A 13,847-nucleotide genomic window follows, 5' to 3' on the forward strand; every position below is an offset into this window, starting at 1 on the left:
AGGCGGACGTGGGTGCTACGGGGGAGTCCCTGCGGCCCTTCGGTATCCGCGCACCGCGGGGTAGGTGAACACGATCAGTCCACCGATCGACCAGGCGATCGTCTTGATCAGTGGTTCCGCCACCGGGCCGCCCATCGACAGACCCTTCATCGCGTCGATGGCACAGGACATCGGCTGGTTCTCGACGAACGACTGCAACCAGGTCGGGTACGCGGCGGTGGGTACGAATCCCGAGTTGAAGAACAGCAGAAGTGTGCAGAGCAGGGACAGCAGTTCGACGAGTGGCGCCTTCCCCGCGTTGACAGCGAGGGCCGTCACCATCGTCGCGAAGCTGACGCCGAAGAGAAGTGGCAGAAGCATGAGGCCCACGCCGGCGAGGACGCCCTGGTCGAACCGGAAGCCGAGGGCAATTCCGACGGCGATGATGAGGACCGTCGTCAGAGAGATGCGCACACACTCGGCCAGCAGCCGGCTGACCAGGGGAGAAGCCCTGTGGACGGGGAGAACCCAGAACCTGCCGAGCAGGCCGTTGGCCCATTCTTTCTTGAGGGACAGTCCCCCCGCGATGGAGCCGAACATGGCACCGACCAGAGTGATCATGGGGACGGTGCCGTACAGACTGTTGACGCCCGTGGCCTTGGTGATCGAAATGCCCAACACGGCCCAGAACATGACAAGCATCAGTGCGGGATAGACGATGGCCTGGATCATCGTTCCGGGGTCGCGAGCCCAACGCACAAGAAGCCGTTTCGTCTGCAACAGGCTGTGAACCACCAGGGCGGATGCCGAGTTCTCGGGATGCGGCTTCGACACCGCGGGGAACGTCACCCGGGTGGGCGCCTCGGCTCGATACTCGGTGGTCATCCGCGCCTCACATTCGACCAGATCGACAATGGAACGAAAGCGAGCACGAGTCCGGCGCACCACAGCAGAGTCGGCGTCATCTGGTGCAGGGTGATCGTGCCCTCGGTCATGGCACGCATCGATTCGGAGAACTGAGATATCGGCTGGTTCCGTACGAAGCCCTGCGCCCAGTCCGGGAACTGGCTCACCGGAACGAACCCGGAGGAGAACATCCCCAGAATCAGCTGAGGGAGCGTGAGCGCCTGGCTGGTGACTTCCGGGCTCCCCGTCAGCGTTCCGAGCGCATCCGCACCGGTCGTGAGTGCGAACCCGATGAGCATCGCCAGGGCACAGAAGCCGAGGGTCAGCCTCGTGCCGCCATCGAACCTGAAACCGATGAGATACCCGTACGTCACGGCAGCGACGAGCGAAATGGACGAGTGCACGAGTGACGCAGACATGCGCGCCGCCAAGGGTATGGCTGCTCCCACGGGCATGGTCTGGAATCGGGTATTCATACCGTTCGACGCCTCGGTCGCCGCTCGATGCGCGGCGGAGACGGCCGTGAACGCCATCGCTTGGAGCACGATGATCGGCATGACGAACTGGGCGTAGTCGACGCCCTGGAACTTCATCACCAGACGCAGCGGTAGGTAGAAGCCGACTGTGAAGATCAACGGTGCGAGCACCGCGATGAAGAACTGACCCGTCACCGACATGGTGTGGAGATTTCGCTGGGTCAGTGCAACCCACTGCTGCACGTTGGACGGCTGGGGCTTTCGGTGCTTGCCCGCGAGAGCGCGTTCGAAGGCTACCTGCGGGGGCGCCGTCACGACGGCAGGCTCTCGTCGACGCGTGCATGTCCGGTGAGCGAGAGGAACACGTCATCGAGCGACGGCCGTCGGAGTGCGATGTCGGCAAGTTTCACACCGGCCATGTCGAGACGACGAAGCACCTCGGCGAGAGTCTGGGCACCGTGCTCGGCCGGAATCGACAAGCGGTCGGAACCTTCCTCGATGACGCGGTCGGGCGGGCACAGGCCCGCCAGAACCTCGCGCACGCGCGGTAGATCGGAGAGCTGGACCGGCACGACTTCGCAATAGCTGCCGCCGGTGCGGGCCTTGAGGTCGTCCGCCGAGCCTTCGGCGATCACCGTGCCCTTGTCGATGACCACGATGTTGTCGCTCAGCAAGTCGGCCTCTTCGAGGTACTGCGTGGTGAGCAGAATGGTGATGCCCTGATCTTTCAGCGCAGACACGAGACCCCACACGCCCTGACGGCTGCGGGGGTCGAGACCGGTGGTCGGTTCGTCGAGGAACACCACTTCCGGCCGGATCACCAGACCGCACGCGATGTCGACGCGTCGACGCATACCGCCCGAGTAGCCGGACACCTTTCGGTCACCGGCGTCGAGGAGGTCGAACTGAGTGAGGAGATCCTGGGCCCGCGCCTTCGCGTCGCCCTTGGGCAGACCCATCAGACGCCCGAACAGCACGAGGTTCTCGCGGCCGGTCAACGACTCGTCGAGGGCCGCGTACTGCCCCGTCATCATGATGCTCCGCCGCACGTCCGCCGATTCGGTGACGACGTCGTGCCCGGCGACGAAGGCCCGTCCGGCATCAGGCCGGAGCAGTGTGGACAGGACGTTGACGGTGGTGGTCTTTCCAGCCCCGTTGGGGCCGAGGATGCCCAGAACCGTGCCGCGGGGTACCTCGAAGCTCACGCCCCGCAACGCTGCGACGTCACCGAAGGATTTTTCGATTCCCTCGACAAGTACGGCGGTGTCAGGTGCAGGCATGTCCTCGAGTATGGCACGCGAGAAGTGAGATGAAGCCAGACCCGCGAACCATGTCCACGCCCGGGGAAGGGGCCGGGGAATCTTCTGTAACGCGCGCAGACAGGTACACGATAAATGCCGCACACCTGTACCAGTTCCACTCCCGCGACCGCCGCAACCTCTGCGTCTTCCCTGTCGACGGCCATGGTGTGCGAACGTCAGGCCCGGTGTCCGCAGTACTCCCGCAGGGCAATTCGCGGCCGCGGAGGGGCCGGGACCGAAATGTGAGCTTCGACATGCGTCGTGCCGTCGTCCACCTCCGCTTCCGCCTCGGTGCTCACCATGGTTGCTTGCCCGGAGCTATGAAGTCCCCGGTCCCGCACTGCGGGGCGTCACCCACGTCGTGATGTCAGCGTGGACCACCTCGTTCCCCGCGCGGTCGACGATGCGTACCGGCACCACCAGCTCGGCGCCCTCGGTGATGGTGGCAAAGTCCGGCGGCTCCGGTAGTTCGGCGATCGCCCGCAACGATCCGTTCGCCTTGGCGAGGTAGTCGACCGTCATGGACTTCGGAATCCATCGATGCGTGCTCGGCACGGTTGCTTCGGACAGCATGCCCATGGCGACCTCGGCGAGGTTGCAGGCCGCGATGGCGTGAAAGGTGCCGAGGTGGTTGCGCACGCCCCACCATTTCGGGGCGTGAACCTCGCAGCGTCCGGGGCGCATGTCGACGACGCGGGGGAGCACCGAGCCGAAGTAGGGAACGCGTACACACATCGCCAGAGAGAAGAGAGTGTGACCGAGGGCGTTGTCCGGAAGCTTCTGCCAGGCGGCATAGGTAGGACTCGAAGTCGTCATCCCGACACCTTACTCGAAAGTAAGTTCTGCGGCCGCGGCGCCGGTCCGGGTCGGTTTGAAGTCTCGGGCCTCGTACGGCATACTGGTCGGGTTGCCTTGTCTGGGACGCGATCTATTGCGGCCTGAAACAGGTGGGGTGAAGAACGTCGTCGAGCGGTTCGAAAGAGCTGTTCGCGGCCCATGCAAGACGGAAGCAGTACCTACTGTGCACTCGATTTCGAGTGCATCCGGTGCGAATTCCCGGCCCGAAAGCTGAAAAGTTGCGGGTCGGAGAATGAGTGGGAGGGCGACACGCCCGACCGCGTGTACCGGAGAACCATGACAGATGAACAGCGGCAGCGGATCGGGTGCGTCCCGGTCGCCTAGCGTTCGGACAGTTGCGGCCCAGGTAAGGACTGTGCAGACGACGAGGTAGTTCGGCCCGACTCGGGTGGTTCTACGAAACGCGGCAAGAAAAGGACACTAAGCGTGGCGGGACAGAAGATCCGCATCAGGCTCAAGGCCTACGACCATGAGGCGATCGACGCGTCAGCGCGCAAGATCGTCGAGACGGTGACCCGTACCGGGGCCCGCGTCGTTGGACCCGTGCCGTTGCCGACCGAAAAGAACGTGTACTGCGTCATCCGCTCGCCGCACAAGTACAAGGACTCGCGCGAGCACTTCGAGATGCGTACTCACAAGCGGCTTATCGACATCCTCGACCCGACGCCCAAGACGGTGGACGCGCTCATGCGCATCGACCTTCCGGCCAGCGTCGACGTCAATATTCAGTGAGCGCGGCGGAGACAAAAACAATGACTGATACCAAGATCAAGGGAATCCTGGGCACGAAGCTCGGCATGACCCAGGTCTTCGACGAGAACAACCGGGTCGTTCCGGTCACCGTCGTGAAGGCCGGGCCCAACGTCGTGACCCAGATTCGTACCGAAGAGCGTGACGGCTACAGCGCCGTGCAGCTCGCGTTCGGCGCCATCGACCCGCGCAAGGTGAACAAGCCGACTTCCGGCCAGTTCGCCAAGGCCGGCGTCACCCCGCGCCGCCACGTTGTGGAGCTCCGCGTTGCCGACACCTCGGAGTACGAGGTCGGCCAGGAACTTACCGCCGAGGTCTTCGAGGACGGCGCCTACGTCGACGTCACCGGAACCAGCAAGGGTAAGGGCTTCGCCGGAACCATGAAGCGCCACGGCTTCGCCGGCCAGGGCGCCTCGCACGGCGCCCAGGCTGTGCACCGTCGCCCCGGTTCCATCGGTGGTTGCGCCACTCCGGGCCGCGTGTTCAAGGGCATGCGCATGTCCGGTCGCATGGGTAGCGACCGCATCACGACGCAGAACCTCTCGGTCCACAAGGTGGACGCCGAGAACGGCCTGCTGCTGATCAAGGGTGCGATCCCCGGCCGCAAGGGTGGCCTCGTGATCGTCAAGAGTGCAGTGAAGGGTGGTGCACGGGCATGACCAGCACCGAGACATCGACGACCAAGCTGACGCTGGACGTCAAGGTCGCCGGCGGCAAGACCAACGGCACCGTCGACCTCCCCGCGGAGATCTTCGACGCGCCTGCCAACATCGCGCTTCTCCACCAGGTTGTCGTCGCTCAGCTCGCAGCTGCGCGTCAGGGCACCCACTCCACCAAGACCCGCGGCGAGGTTCGCGGCGGTGGAAAGAAGCCGTACCGCCAGAAGGGCACCGGCCGCGCTCGCCAGGGCTCGACCCGTGCACCGCAGTTCGCTGGTGGTGGCACCGTCCACGGCCCGCAGCCGCGTGACTACAGCCAGCGGACGCCCAAGAAGATGAAGGCCGCCGCCCTGCGCGGAGCTCTCTCCGACCGGGCGCGCAACGAGCGTATCCACGTGATCACCGAGCTGGTCGCCGGTCAGACTCCCTCGACGAAGGGCGCCAAGGCGTTCCTGGGCGAGATCTCGGACCGCAAGAAGGTCCTGCTCGTCGTCGGACGTGAAGACATTGCGGCGTGGAAGAGCGTGCAGAACCTGGACGGTGTGCATCCCATCGCACCCGACCAGCTCAACACGTACGACGTGCTCAACAGCGATGACGTCGTGTTCAGCGTCGAGGCGCTCAACACGTTCATCCACGGGCCCGCCGAGAGCGTCCAGGAAGAGAACAAGGAGGAGGCCAAGTGACGACCATCGCTGACCCCCGCGACATCCTGCTGGCTCCGGTCATCTCCGAGAAGTCCTACGGACTGATCGAGGAAGGCACCTACACCTTCCTGGTGCACCCGGACTCGAACAAGACGCAGATCAAGATTGCCGTCGAGAAGATCTTCGGCGTCACTGTGACAAGCGTCAACACCGCCAACCGTCAGGGCAAGCGCAAGCGGACCCGGTTCGGTTACGGCAAGCGCAAGGACACCAAGCGCGCGCTCGTGACCCTCTCGGCCGACAGCAAGCCCATCGAGATCTTCGGAGGACCGGTCGCGTAAGCGCCGGGACTTGACGAGACATAGAGGACGAGAAGACTCATGGCAATCCGTAAGTACAAGCCGACAACTCCGGGCCGTCGTGGCTCGAGCGTCTCGGACTTCGCCGAGATCACTCGGTCGACCCCCGAGAAGTCGCTGGTTCGCCCGCTCCACGGACGCGGTGGACGTAACGCACACGGTCGTATCACCACCCGGCACAAGGGCGGCGGTCACAAGCGCGCCTACCGGTTGATCGATTTCCGTCGCAACGACAAGGACGGCGTGCCGGCCAAGGTCGCGCACATCGAGTACGACCCCAACCGCACCGCGCGTATCGCCCTGCTGCACTACGCAGATGGCGAGAAGCGCTACATCATCGCCCCCAAGGGCCTGTTCCAGGGTGCGCCGGTCGAGTCCGGTGCAGGCGCCGACATCAAGCCCGGCAACAACCTGCCCCTGCGCAACATCCCGACGGGTACCACCATCCACGCCGTCGAGCTCCGCCCCGGTGGCGGCGCCAAGATGGCCCGCTCGGCTGGTTCCAGCATCCAGTTGCTCGGTAAGGAAGGCACCTACGCCACGCTGCGTATGCCGTCCGGCGAAATCCGTCGCGTCGACGTTCGCTGCCGCGCCTCGATCGGTGAGGTCGGCAACGCCGAACAGTCGAACATCAACTGGGGCAAGGCCGGCCGTATGCGGTGGAAGGGCAAGCGCCCGACCGTCCGTGGTGTCGTGATGAACCCGGTCGACCACCCGCACGGTGGTGGTGAGGGTAAGACCTCCGGTGGTCGCCACCCGGTCAGCCCGTGGGGCAAGCCCGAAGGCCGCACCCGCAAGAACAAGGCGAGTGACAAGCTCATTGTCCGTCGTCGCCGTACCGGCAAGAACAAGCGCTAGGAGGGAGTGAAGGATGCCACGCAGCCTCAAGAAGGGCCCGTTCGTCGATGACCACCTCCTCGCGAAGGTGGACGTGCAGAACGAAAAGGGAACCAAGCAGGTCATCAAGACCTGGTCCCGTCGTTCCACGATCATCCCGGACTTCATCGGCCACACGTTTGCGGTTCACGACGGCCGCAAGCACGTCCCCGTGTTCGTCTCCGACTCGATGGTCGGACACAAGCTCGGAGAGTTTGCACCGACCCGCACGTTCAAGGGTCACATCAAGGATGATCGGAAGGCGAAGAGGCGATGAGCAACACCGAAACCGCCAACCCGACCGCCAAGGCAATTGCGCGCCACGTGCGCGTCACGCCGATGAAGGCGCGTCGAGTTGTGGACCTGGTCCGCGGGCGTTCGGTTGAAGACGCCCTCTCCATCCTGAAGTTCGCGCCGCAGGCAGCGAGCGAGCCGGTCGCCAAGGTGATCGCCAGCGCTGCAGCCAACGCCGAGAACAACCTCGACCTCGACCCGAGCACGCTTGTCGTTGCCACGGCGTACGTGGACGAGGGCGCGACCCTCAAGCGGTTCCAGCCGCGTGCACAGGGACGTGCGTTCCGTATCCGTAAGCGGACGAGCCACATCACCGTGATCGTGGAGAGCCTGCCGAAGACCGGAACATCGACCCGTAATCGCCGGAAGGGAAGTGCTCAGTAGTGGGCCAGAAAATCAACCCGCACGGCTTCCGACTCGGCATCACCACCGACTGGAAGTCCCGCTGGTACGCAGACAAGCAGTACGCGGAGTACGTCAAGGAAGACGTCGCCATCCGTAAGCTCCTCGCCACCGGCATGGAGCGCGCGGGCATCGCGAAGGTCGAGATCGAGCGCACCCGTGACCGTGTGCGTGTGGACATCCACACCGCGCGTCCGGGCATCGTCATCGGCCGCCGCGGCGCCGAGGCCGACCGCATCCGTTCCGAGCTCGAGAAGCTGACCGGCAAGCAGGTCCAGCTGAACATCCTCGAGGTCAAGAACGCCGAGGCCGAGGCTCAGCTCGTCGCCCAGGGTGTCGCCGAGCAGCTCTCGAACCGCGTCGCTTTCCGTCGCGCCATGCGTAAGGCCATCCAGTCGGCCATGCGTCAGCCGAACGTCAAGGGCATCCGGGTCCAGTGCTCCGGTCGTCTCGGTGGTGCCGAGATGTCCCGCTCGGAGTTCTACCGCGAAGGTCGCGTCCCGCTGCACACGCTGCGCGCCGACATCGACTACGGCCTCTACGAGGCCAAGACCACCTTCGGCCGCATCGGCGTGAAGGTCTGGATCTACAAGGGCGACATCGTCGGTGGCAAGCGTGAGCTCGCCGCCAACGTGGCTGCTCCCGCCGGCGATCGTCCGCGGCGCGAGCGTCCGAGCCGCCCCCGTCGTTCCGGTGCCACCGGCACCACCGCGACCAGCACCGAGGCCGGTCGCGCAGCGACCGCCACCGCCGATGCACCCGCTACGACTGAACAGAAGGAGGGCTGACGCATGTTGATCCCACGGCGGGTCAAGCACCGCAAGCAGCACCATCCGAGCCGTTCGGGTGCCGCCAAGGGTGGAACCCAGGTGACCTTCGGTGACTACGGCATCCAGGCTCTCGAGCCTGCCTACATCACCAACCGGCAGATCGAGTCCGCTCGTATCGCCATGACCCGGCACATCAAGCGTGGCGGCAAGATCTGGATCAACATCTTCCCGGATCGCCCCCTCACCAAGAAGCCGGCCGAAACCCGCATGGGTTCCGGTAAGGGTTCCCCCGAGTGGTGGATCGCGAACGTCAAGCCTGGTCGCGTGATGTTCGAGATGAGCTACCCCAACGAGGAGATCGCACGCGAGGCCCTGCGCCGCGCGATGCACAAGCTCCCCTGCAAGTGCCGGATCGTGACAAGGGAGGAGCAGTTCTGATGGCTACTGGAACCCCAGCCGCAGAGCTCCGCGAGCTCACCGAAGAAGAGCTGGTCACCCGGCTTCGTGAGTCGAAGGAAGAGCTGTTCAACCTTCGTTTCCAGATGGCCACCGGCCAGATGGACAACAACCGCCGGCTTCGGACCGTCCGTCACGACATCGCGCGTATCTACACCGTTCTGCGTGAGCGTGAGCTCGGACTGGCCGTTGGTCCGGACGCAGGTGACGCGGCATGAGTGAGGAAAAAGCAGTGAGCACTACAGAGCGCGGCAGCCGCAAGGTCCGCACCGGATATGTCGTCTCCGACAAGATGGAGAAGACGATCGTGGTCGAGCTCGAAGACCGGGTCAAGCACCCGCTCTACGGCAAGATCATCCGCCGGACCAGCAAGGTCAAGGCCCACGACGAGAACGGTGTCGCCGGTGTCGGTGACCTCGTGCAGCTGATGGAAACCCGTCCGCTGTCCGCGACGAAGCACTGGCGCCTCGTCGAGGTCGTCGAGAAGGCCAAGTAAGAACCACAATATGTGTCCAGTATGATGGTGGGGTTGCCTTGCGACAGATGCACGGCAACCCCACCGTTGTGCCACCCGTCAGGGCGGCCTCATGCAGGGTACGGGTACGGACCGCGCACGTCGGGTCGGAAATCTGCCGTGCACGACAGAGCGACCGCCAGTTGGTCGCTCCAGTCGAAAACACCAGGTCAAGGAGAAGTAAGTGATTCAGCAGGAGTCGCGGCTGCGCGTCGCCGACAACACGGGTGCCAAGGAGATTCTCTGCATCCGCGTTCTCGGTGGTTCGTCACGCCGCTACGCCGGGATCGGTGACATCATCGTCGCCACCGTCAAGGACGCCATCCCGGGTGGAAACATCAAGAAGGGCGAGGTCGTCAAGGCCGTCATCGTCCGCACCACGAAGGAACGTCGCCGGCCGGACGGGTCGTACATCAAGTTCGACGAGAACGCCGCCGTCCTCATCAAGCCGGACAACGATCCCCGTGGCACCCGCATCTTCGGCCCGGTCGGCCGTGAGCTGCGTGAGAAGAAGTTCATGAAGATCGTCTCGCTCGCCCCGGAGGTGCTGTGATGAAGGTGCACAAGGGTGACACCGTGCTGGTCATCGCCGGCAAGGACAAGGGCGCGAAGGGCAAGGTCATTCAGGCCTACCCCGCGACCAACAAGGTCCTCGTCGAAGGCGTGAACCGCATCAAGAAGCACACCGCGGTTTCCGCGAACGAGCGCGGAGCTTCCTCCGGCGGCATCGTGACGCAGGAAGCCCCGATCCACGTTTCCAACGTCGCGGTCATCGACTCGGACGGCAACCCCACCCGCGTGGGCTACCGGACAGACGAAGAGTCCGGCAAGCGCGTTCGGATTTCCCGGAAGAACGGGAAGGACATCTGACATGACCTCCACTGAGAACAAGATCCAGCCGCGCCTGAAGACTCGCTACCGCGAAGAGATCAAGGCTGCGCTGAACAGCGAATTCGACTACGCCAACGTGATGCAGATCCCGGGCGTCGTCAAGGTCGTCGTCAACATGGGTGTCGGTGACGCCGCCCGCGACGCCAAGCTCATCAACGGTGCCGTCAACGATCTCGCTCTGATCACCGGTCAGAAGCCCGAGATCCGCAAGGCACGCAAGTCGATCGCGCAGTTCAAGCTTCGCGAGGGCATGCCGATCGGTGCCCGCGTCACGCTTCGCGGCGACCGCATGTGGGAATTCCTGGACCGTCTCGTGTCCGTGGCCCTTCCCCGCATCAGGGACTTCCGTGGCCTGTCGGGAACCCAGTTCGACGGCAACGGCAACTACACGTTCGGCCTGAACGAGCAGTCGATGTTCCACGAGATCGACGTGGACAAGATCGACCGTCCGCGCGGCATGGACATCACCGTGGTGACCACCGCGACCAACAACGAAGAAGGCCGTGCCCTGCTCAAGCACCTCGGCTTCCCGTTCAAGGAGAACTGAGCTAATGGCTAAGAAGGCATTGGTCAACAAGGCCAACAAGAAGCCCAAGTTCGCGGTGCGCGCCTACACCCGCTGCCAGCGGTGCGGTCGTCCGCACTCGGTGTTCCGCAAGTTCGGCCTGTGCCGAATCTGCGTCCGCGAGATGGCGCACGCCGGCGAGCTGCCCGGCGTCCACAAGAGCTCCTGGTGATCCGGTGACGTCGTCGCCGCGACGATGACGACGTCACCCACCACAGACTTCCGGTTCGTAATCTCGGGCCGGGAAACGTAAGACCTACTTCGCGATAGGCCTGCGCCGGACACGGCAGAGGGAACCGTTGTGAGAAAGGTAGAGGTCAACCTCATGACCATGACCGACCCCATCGCAGACTTCTTGACACGTCTGCGCAACGCCAACACGGCGTACCACGATGAGGTGAAGTTGCCCCACTCGAAGATCAAGGCGAACATCGCCGAGATCCTCAAGCGTGAGGGCTACATCGCCGACTACCGCACCGAGGACGCCGAGGTCGGTAAGACCCTCATCGTCGACCTCAAGTACGGCCCGAGCCGTGAGCGCAGCCTTGCCGGCGTGCGTCGTGTCTCGAAGCCCGGTCTGCGTGTGTACGCAAAGTCCACCAACCTGCCCAAGGTTCTGGGCGGCCTCGGCGTGGCGATCATTTCCACGTCCACCGGCCTGCTCACCGATCGCCAGGCGGCCAATCAAGGAGTGGGCGGGGAAGTCCTCGCCTACGTCTGGTAAGGGAGGCCACCACAATGTCGCGTATCGGAAAGATTCCCGTTACCGTCCCCGCCGGTGTCGACGTGTCGATCGACGGCCAGGACGTCACGGTCAAGGGGCCGAAGGGCACCCTCGGCCTCACCATCGCAGAGCCGATCACCATCGAGAAGAACGAGGACGGAACGCTCAGCGTCACCCGTCCGGACGACGAGCGTCGTAGCCGTGCACTCCACGGTCTTTCTCGCACGCTGGTGCAGAACCTGGTCACCGGTGTGACCGACGGTTACACCACCAAGATGGAGATCCACGGCGTCGGTTACCGCGTTGCTCTCAAGGGCAAGGACCTCGAGTTCGCGCTCGGGTACAGCCACCCGGTCCCGATCGAGGCTCCGGAAGGCATCACCTTCGCGGTCGAGTCGCCCACCAAGTTCTCCGTGTCGGGCATCGACAAGCAGAAGGTCGGGCAGATCTCGGCCAACATCCGCCGTCTCCGCCGTCCGGACCCGTACAAGGGCAAGGGCGTGCGTTACGAGGGTGAGCAGATCCGCCGCAAGGTCGGAAAGACGGGTAAGTGATATGAGCCAGACTGCAAACCAGAAAGCCAAGCGGATTCCGCTGGGCAAGGATGCGTCCACGAAGCGTCGCCTGTCGAAGGTGCGTCGTCACTTCCGTCTCCGCAAGAAGGTGTCCGGCACGCCCGAGCGTCCCCGCTTGGTCGTCAACCGGTCCTCGCGCCACATCCACGTCCAGCTGGTGGACGACCTCGCGGGCCACACGCTGGCCGCGGCGTCGACCACCGAGGCAGACGTGCGCGCTGCGGACGGCGACAAGAAGACCCTCAGCGCGAAGGTCGGTCAGCTGATCGCCGAGCGCGCGAAGGCTGCCGGAGTCGAGACTGTGGTCTTCGACCACGGCGGACACGGCTACCACGGTCGCATCGCGGCCCTGGCAGACGCAGCTCGCGAAGGCGGGTTGAAGTTCTGATGACCATCATTTCGAACGGAAGGACAGCCTGATGCCGGGACGTCAGAGGCGTGACGGCGGAAGCGGACCCGCCGGACAGAATGGACCCAACACGGGGGACAACCGCGGCGGCGGCGACCGTCGTGGTGGCGGTCGCGACGATCGTCGCGGCGGACAGTCGGCCGAGAAGTCGAACCACATCGAGCGGGTCGTCACGATCAACCGCGTGTCGAAGGTCGTCAAGGGTGGTCGTCGCTTCAGCTTCACCGCACTGGTGATCGTGGGCGACGGCAACGGACTGGTCGGCGTCGGCTACGGCAAGGCCAAGGAAGTTCCTGCGGCCATCCAGAAGGGTGTCGAGGAGGCTCGTAAGAGCTTCTTCCGCGTTCCGATGATCGGCGGCACCATCACGCACCCCGTCCAGGGTGAAGCCGCTGCCGGCATCGTCATGCTGCGTCCCGCGAGCGCCGGTACCGGTGTCATCGCCGGCGGCGCGGTGCGTGCCGTGCTGGAGTGCGCGGGCATCCACGACATCCTGTCGAAGTCGCTCGGTAGCGACAACGCCATCAACGTCGTCCATGCGACCGTTGCTGCGCTCAAGGGTCTGCAGCGCCCCGAGGAAGTTGCCGCTCGTCGCGGTCTCGCCCTCGAGGATGTGGCCCCCGCCGGCATGCTGCGTGCGCGTGCACAGGCTGGGAGCGTGAAGTAATGGCCGAACTCAAGGTCACTCAGATCAAGAGCACCATCGGTACCAAGCAGAACCAGCGGAACTCGCTGCGCACCCTCGGTCTCAAGGGCATCCGGCAGACGGTTGTCCGCGAGGACAATGCGCAGAACCGCGGTCTGATCAACGTGGTGCGCCACCTCGTCACAGTTGAGGAGGTCTAACCATGACCATCAAACTGCATCACCTGCGCCCCGCGCCCGGGTCCAAGTCAGCCAAGATCCGCGTCGGTCGAGGCGAGGGCGGCAAGCGCGGTAAGACTGCGGGTCGCGGCACCAAGGGCACCAAGGCCCGCAAGAACGTGCCCGTCGCCTTCGAGGGTGGACAGATGCCGCTGCACATGCGTCTGCCCAAGCTCAAGGGCTTCACCAACCCGTTCCGCACCGAGTACCAGGTCGTCAACGTCGGCGACATCGCCCGTCTGTTCCCCGAGGGTGGGCAGGTCACGGTCGAGGATCTCGTTGCCAAGGGCGCCGTTCGCAAGAACCAGCTCGTCAAGGTTCTCGGCGACGGCGACCTGACTGTCGCCGTCCAGGTGACGGTCGACAAGTTCACCGGCTCCGCCAAGGAGAAGATCGCTGCTGCCGGTGGTACCGCCACCGAGCTGTGAGCAATCACCGCTAGCCAGTAGATGGCCGCAGTACAGCTTCGGGCTGTACTGCGGCCATTTGCCGCTGTGCACCGGGTCGGCCCAGGTCTCCCAACTGCACGTTCAGTCGCCACTGTTAGAGTTCTAGAGTTCATTCACGGACAA

The 13,847-nt window shown here is 64.4% G+C and carries 25 protein-coding genes; 21 read left to right on the forward strand and 4 right to left on the reverse strand.

The window, feature by feature from the left end; genetic code table 11:
• Window positions 1-15 precede the first annotated feature (15 nt).
• From HYG77_RS26995 to HYG77_RS27010, 4 genes are all read right to left on the reverse strand, one after another.
• Window positions 16-864 carry an ABC transporter permease gene (locus HYG77_RS26995; RefSeq protein WP_109331610.1) on the reverse strand — a complete coding sequence of 283 codons (849 nt, stop codon included), beginning with the start codon at window positions 862-864 and terminating at the stop codon, window positions 16-18.
• The gene (locus HYG77_RS27000) at window positions 861-1,676 is read right to left on the reverse strand and encodes an ABC transporter permease (RefSeq protein WP_208961183.1); all 816 of its coding nucleotides are present in this window, start codon (window positions 1,674-1,676) and stop codon (window positions 861-863) included. Before HYG77_RS27000 ends, HYG77_RS26995 begins: the two co-directional genes overlap by 4 nt.
• Entirely contained in the window at window positions 1,673-2,641 is a 969-nt protein-coding gene (locus tag HYG77_RS27005; protein WP_109331608.1) for an ATP-binding cassette domain-containing protein, read from the reverse strand. The genes HYG77_RS27000 and HYG77_RS27005 overlap by 4 nt, the downstream gene beginning before the upstream one ends.
• Window positions 2,642-2,980: 339 nt before the next feature.
• Window positions 2,981-3,478 (reverse strand): hotdog fold domain-containing protein, encoded by a 498-nt coding sequence (locus tag HYG77_RS27010; protein WP_208961184.1) that lies wholly within the window; start codon window positions 3,476-3,478, stop codon window positions 2,981-2,983.
• Between the two features lie 468 nt (window positions 3,479-3,946).
• Between HYG77_RS27010 and rpsJ the strand changes: the two genes are divergently transcribed.
• The 21 genes from rpsJ to rplO all read left to right on the forward strand — a co-directional run bounded on the left by rpsJ (window position 3,947) and on the right by rplO (window position 13,703).
• Entirely contained in the window at window positions 3,947-4,252 is a 306-nt protein-coding gene (rpsJ, locus tag HYG77_RS27015; protein ID WP_003938093.1) for a 30S ribosomal protein S10, read from the forward strand.
• Between the two features lie 20 nt (window positions 4,253-4,272).
• On the forward strand, window positions 4,273-4,929 hold the full coding sequence (rplC, locus tag HYG77_RS27020) for a 50S ribosomal protein L3 (RefSeq protein WP_009479366.1): 657 nt from the start codon (window positions 4,273-4,275) through the stop codon (window positions 4,927-4,929).
• Window positions 4,926-5,615 carry a 50S ribosomal protein L4 gene (gene rplD, locus HYG77_RS27025; RefSeq protein ID WP_109331600.1) on the forward strand — a complete coding sequence of 230 codons (690 nt, stop codon included), beginning with the start codon at window positions 4,926-4,928 and terminating at the stop codon, window positions 5,613-5,615. The genes rplC and rplD overlap by 4 nt, the downstream gene beginning before the upstream one ends.
• The gene (gene rplW, locus HYG77_RS27030) at window positions 5,612-5,917 is read left to right on the forward strand and encodes a 50S ribosomal protein L23 (RefSeq protein ID WP_109331599.1); all 306 of its coding nucleotides are present in this window, start codon (window positions 5,612-5,614) and stop codon (window positions 5,915-5,917) included. The genes rplD and rplW overlap by 4 nt, the downstream gene beginning before the upstream one ends.
• A gap of 39 nt (window positions 5,918-5,956) precedes the next feature.
• On the forward strand, window positions 5,957-6,793 hold the full coding sequence (gene rplB, locus HYG77_RS27035) for a 50S ribosomal protein L2 (RefSeq protein ID WP_015889918.1): 837 nt from the start codon (window positions 5,957-5,959) through the stop codon (window positions 6,791-6,793).
• Between the two features lie 13 nt (window positions 6,794-6,806).
• Window positions 6,807-7,088 carry a 30S ribosomal protein S19 gene (gene rpsS, locus HYG77_RS27040; RefSeq protein WP_003940820.1) on the forward strand — a complete coding sequence of 94 codons (282 nt, stop codon included), beginning with the start codon at window positions 6,807-6,809 and terminating at the stop codon, window positions 7,086-7,088.
• Window positions 7,085-7,489 carry a 50S ribosomal protein L22 gene (gene rplV / locus HYG77_RS27045; RefSeq protein WP_109331598.1) on the forward strand — a complete coding sequence of 135 codons (405 nt, stop codon included), beginning with the start codon at window positions 7,085-7,087 and terminating at the stop codon, window positions 7,487-7,489. The genes rpsS and rplV overlap by 4 nt, the downstream gene beginning before the upstream one ends.
• On the forward strand, window positions 7,489-8,295 hold the full coding sequence (gene rpsC / locus HYG77_RS27050) for a 30S ribosomal protein S3 (protein WP_005239635.1): 807 nt from the start codon (window positions 7,489-7,491) through the stop codon (window positions 8,293-8,295). Before rplV ends, rpsC begins: the two co-directional genes overlap by 1 nt.
• A 3-nt stretch (window positions 8,296-8,298) precedes the next feature.
• Window positions 8,299-8,715, forward strand: coding sequence for a 50S ribosomal protein L16 (gene rplP, locus HYG77_RS27055; RefSeq protein WP_005239636.1), 417 nt, complete (start codon window positions 8,299-8,301; stop codon window positions 8,713-8,715).
• Window positions 8,715-8,951 (forward strand): 50S ribosomal protein L29, encoded by a 237-nt coding sequence (gene rpmC / locus HYG77_RS27060; RefSeq protein ID WP_109331597.1) that lies wholly within the window; start codon window positions 8,715-8,717, stop codon window positions 8,949-8,951. The genes rplP and rpmC overlap by 1 nt, the downstream gene beginning before the upstream one ends.
• Entirely contained in the window at window positions 8,948-9,229 is a 282-nt protein-coding gene (gene rpsQ, locus HYG77_RS27065; protein ID WP_109331594.1) for a 30S ribosomal protein S17, read from the forward strand. Before rpmC ends, rpsQ begins: the two co-directional genes overlap by 4 nt.
• 202 nt (window positions 9,230-9,431) lie before the next feature.
• Window positions 9,432-9,800: a 50S ribosomal protein L14 gene (gene rplN / locus HYG77_RS27070; protein WP_005239639.1), complete on the forward strand. Its 369-nt coding sequence runs from the start codon at window positions 9,432-9,434 to the stop codon at window positions 9,798-9,800.
• Window positions 9,800-10,117, forward strand: coding sequence for a 50S ribosomal protein L24 (gene rplX / locus HYG77_RS27075; RefSeq protein ID WP_109331588.1), 318 nt, complete (start codon window positions 9,800-9,802; stop codon window positions 10,115-10,117). The genes rplN and rplX overlap by 1 nt, the downstream gene beginning before the upstream one ends.
• 1 nt (window position 10,118) lies before the next feature.
• Window positions 10,119-10,685, forward strand: a complete 567-nt coding sequence (rplE, locus tag HYG77_RS27080; RefSeq protein WP_109331587.1) for a 50S ribosomal protein L5 — start codon at window positions 10,119-10,121, stop codon at window positions 10,683-10,685.
• Window positions 10,686-10,689: 4 nt separating this feature from the next.
• A complete protein-coding gene (locus tag HYG77_RS27085; protein WP_005239644.1) occupies window positions 10,690-10,875 on the forward strand; it encodes a type Z 30S ribosomal protein S14 in 186 nt (61 codons plus the stop codon).
• Between the two features lie 153 nt (window positions 10,876-11,028).
• Window positions 11,029-11,427 (forward strand): 30S ribosomal protein S8, encoded by a 399-nt coding sequence (rpsH, locus tag HYG77_RS27090; RefSeq protein ID WP_005239657.1) that lies wholly within the window; start codon window positions 11,029-11,031, stop codon window positions 11,425-11,427.
• Window positions 11,428-11,441: 14 nt separating this feature from the next.
• The gene (rplF, locus tag HYG77_RS27095) at window positions 11,442-11,981 is read left to right on the forward strand and encodes a 50S ribosomal protein L6 (protein ID WP_109331583.1); all 540 of its coding nucleotides are present in this window, start codon (window positions 11,442-11,444) and stop codon (window positions 11,979-11,981) included.
• Between the two features lies 1 nt (window position 11,982).
• Window positions 11,983-12,390, forward strand: a complete 408-nt coding sequence (gene rplR, locus HYG77_RS27100; RefSeq protein WP_109331582.1) for a 50S ribosomal protein L18 — start codon at window positions 11,983-11,985, stop codon at window positions 12,388-12,390.
• 31 nt (window positions 12,391-12,421) lie between these two features.
• Entirely contained in the window at window positions 12,422-13,078 is a 657-nt protein-coding gene (gene rpsE / locus HYG77_RS27105; RefSeq protein ID WP_109331576.1) for a 30S ribosomal protein S5, read from the forward strand.
• Window positions 13,078-13,257, forward strand: coding sequence for a 50S ribosomal protein L30 (gene rpmD, locus HYG77_RS27110; RefSeq protein WP_005253859.1), 180 nt, complete (start codon window positions 13,078-13,080; stop codon window positions 13,255-13,257). Before rpsE ends, rpmD begins: the two co-directional genes overlap by 1 nt.
• 2 nt (window positions 13,258-13,259) lie before the next feature.
• Window positions 13,260-13,703, forward strand: a complete 444-nt coding sequence (gene rplO, locus HYG77_RS27115; RefSeq protein ID WP_109331575.1) for a 50S ribosomal protein L15 — start codon at window positions 13,260-13,262, stop codon at window positions 13,701-13,703.
• Window positions 13,704-13,847 lie beyond the last annotated feature (144 nt).

The sequence above is a fragment of the Rhodococcus sp. ZPP genome (genome assembly GCF_017656075.1).
In the GTDB taxonomy this organism is placed as follows: domain Bacteria; phylum Actinomycetota; class Actinomycetes; order Mycobacteriales; family Mycobacteriaceae; genus Rhodococcus_F; species Rhodococcus_F oxybenzonivorans.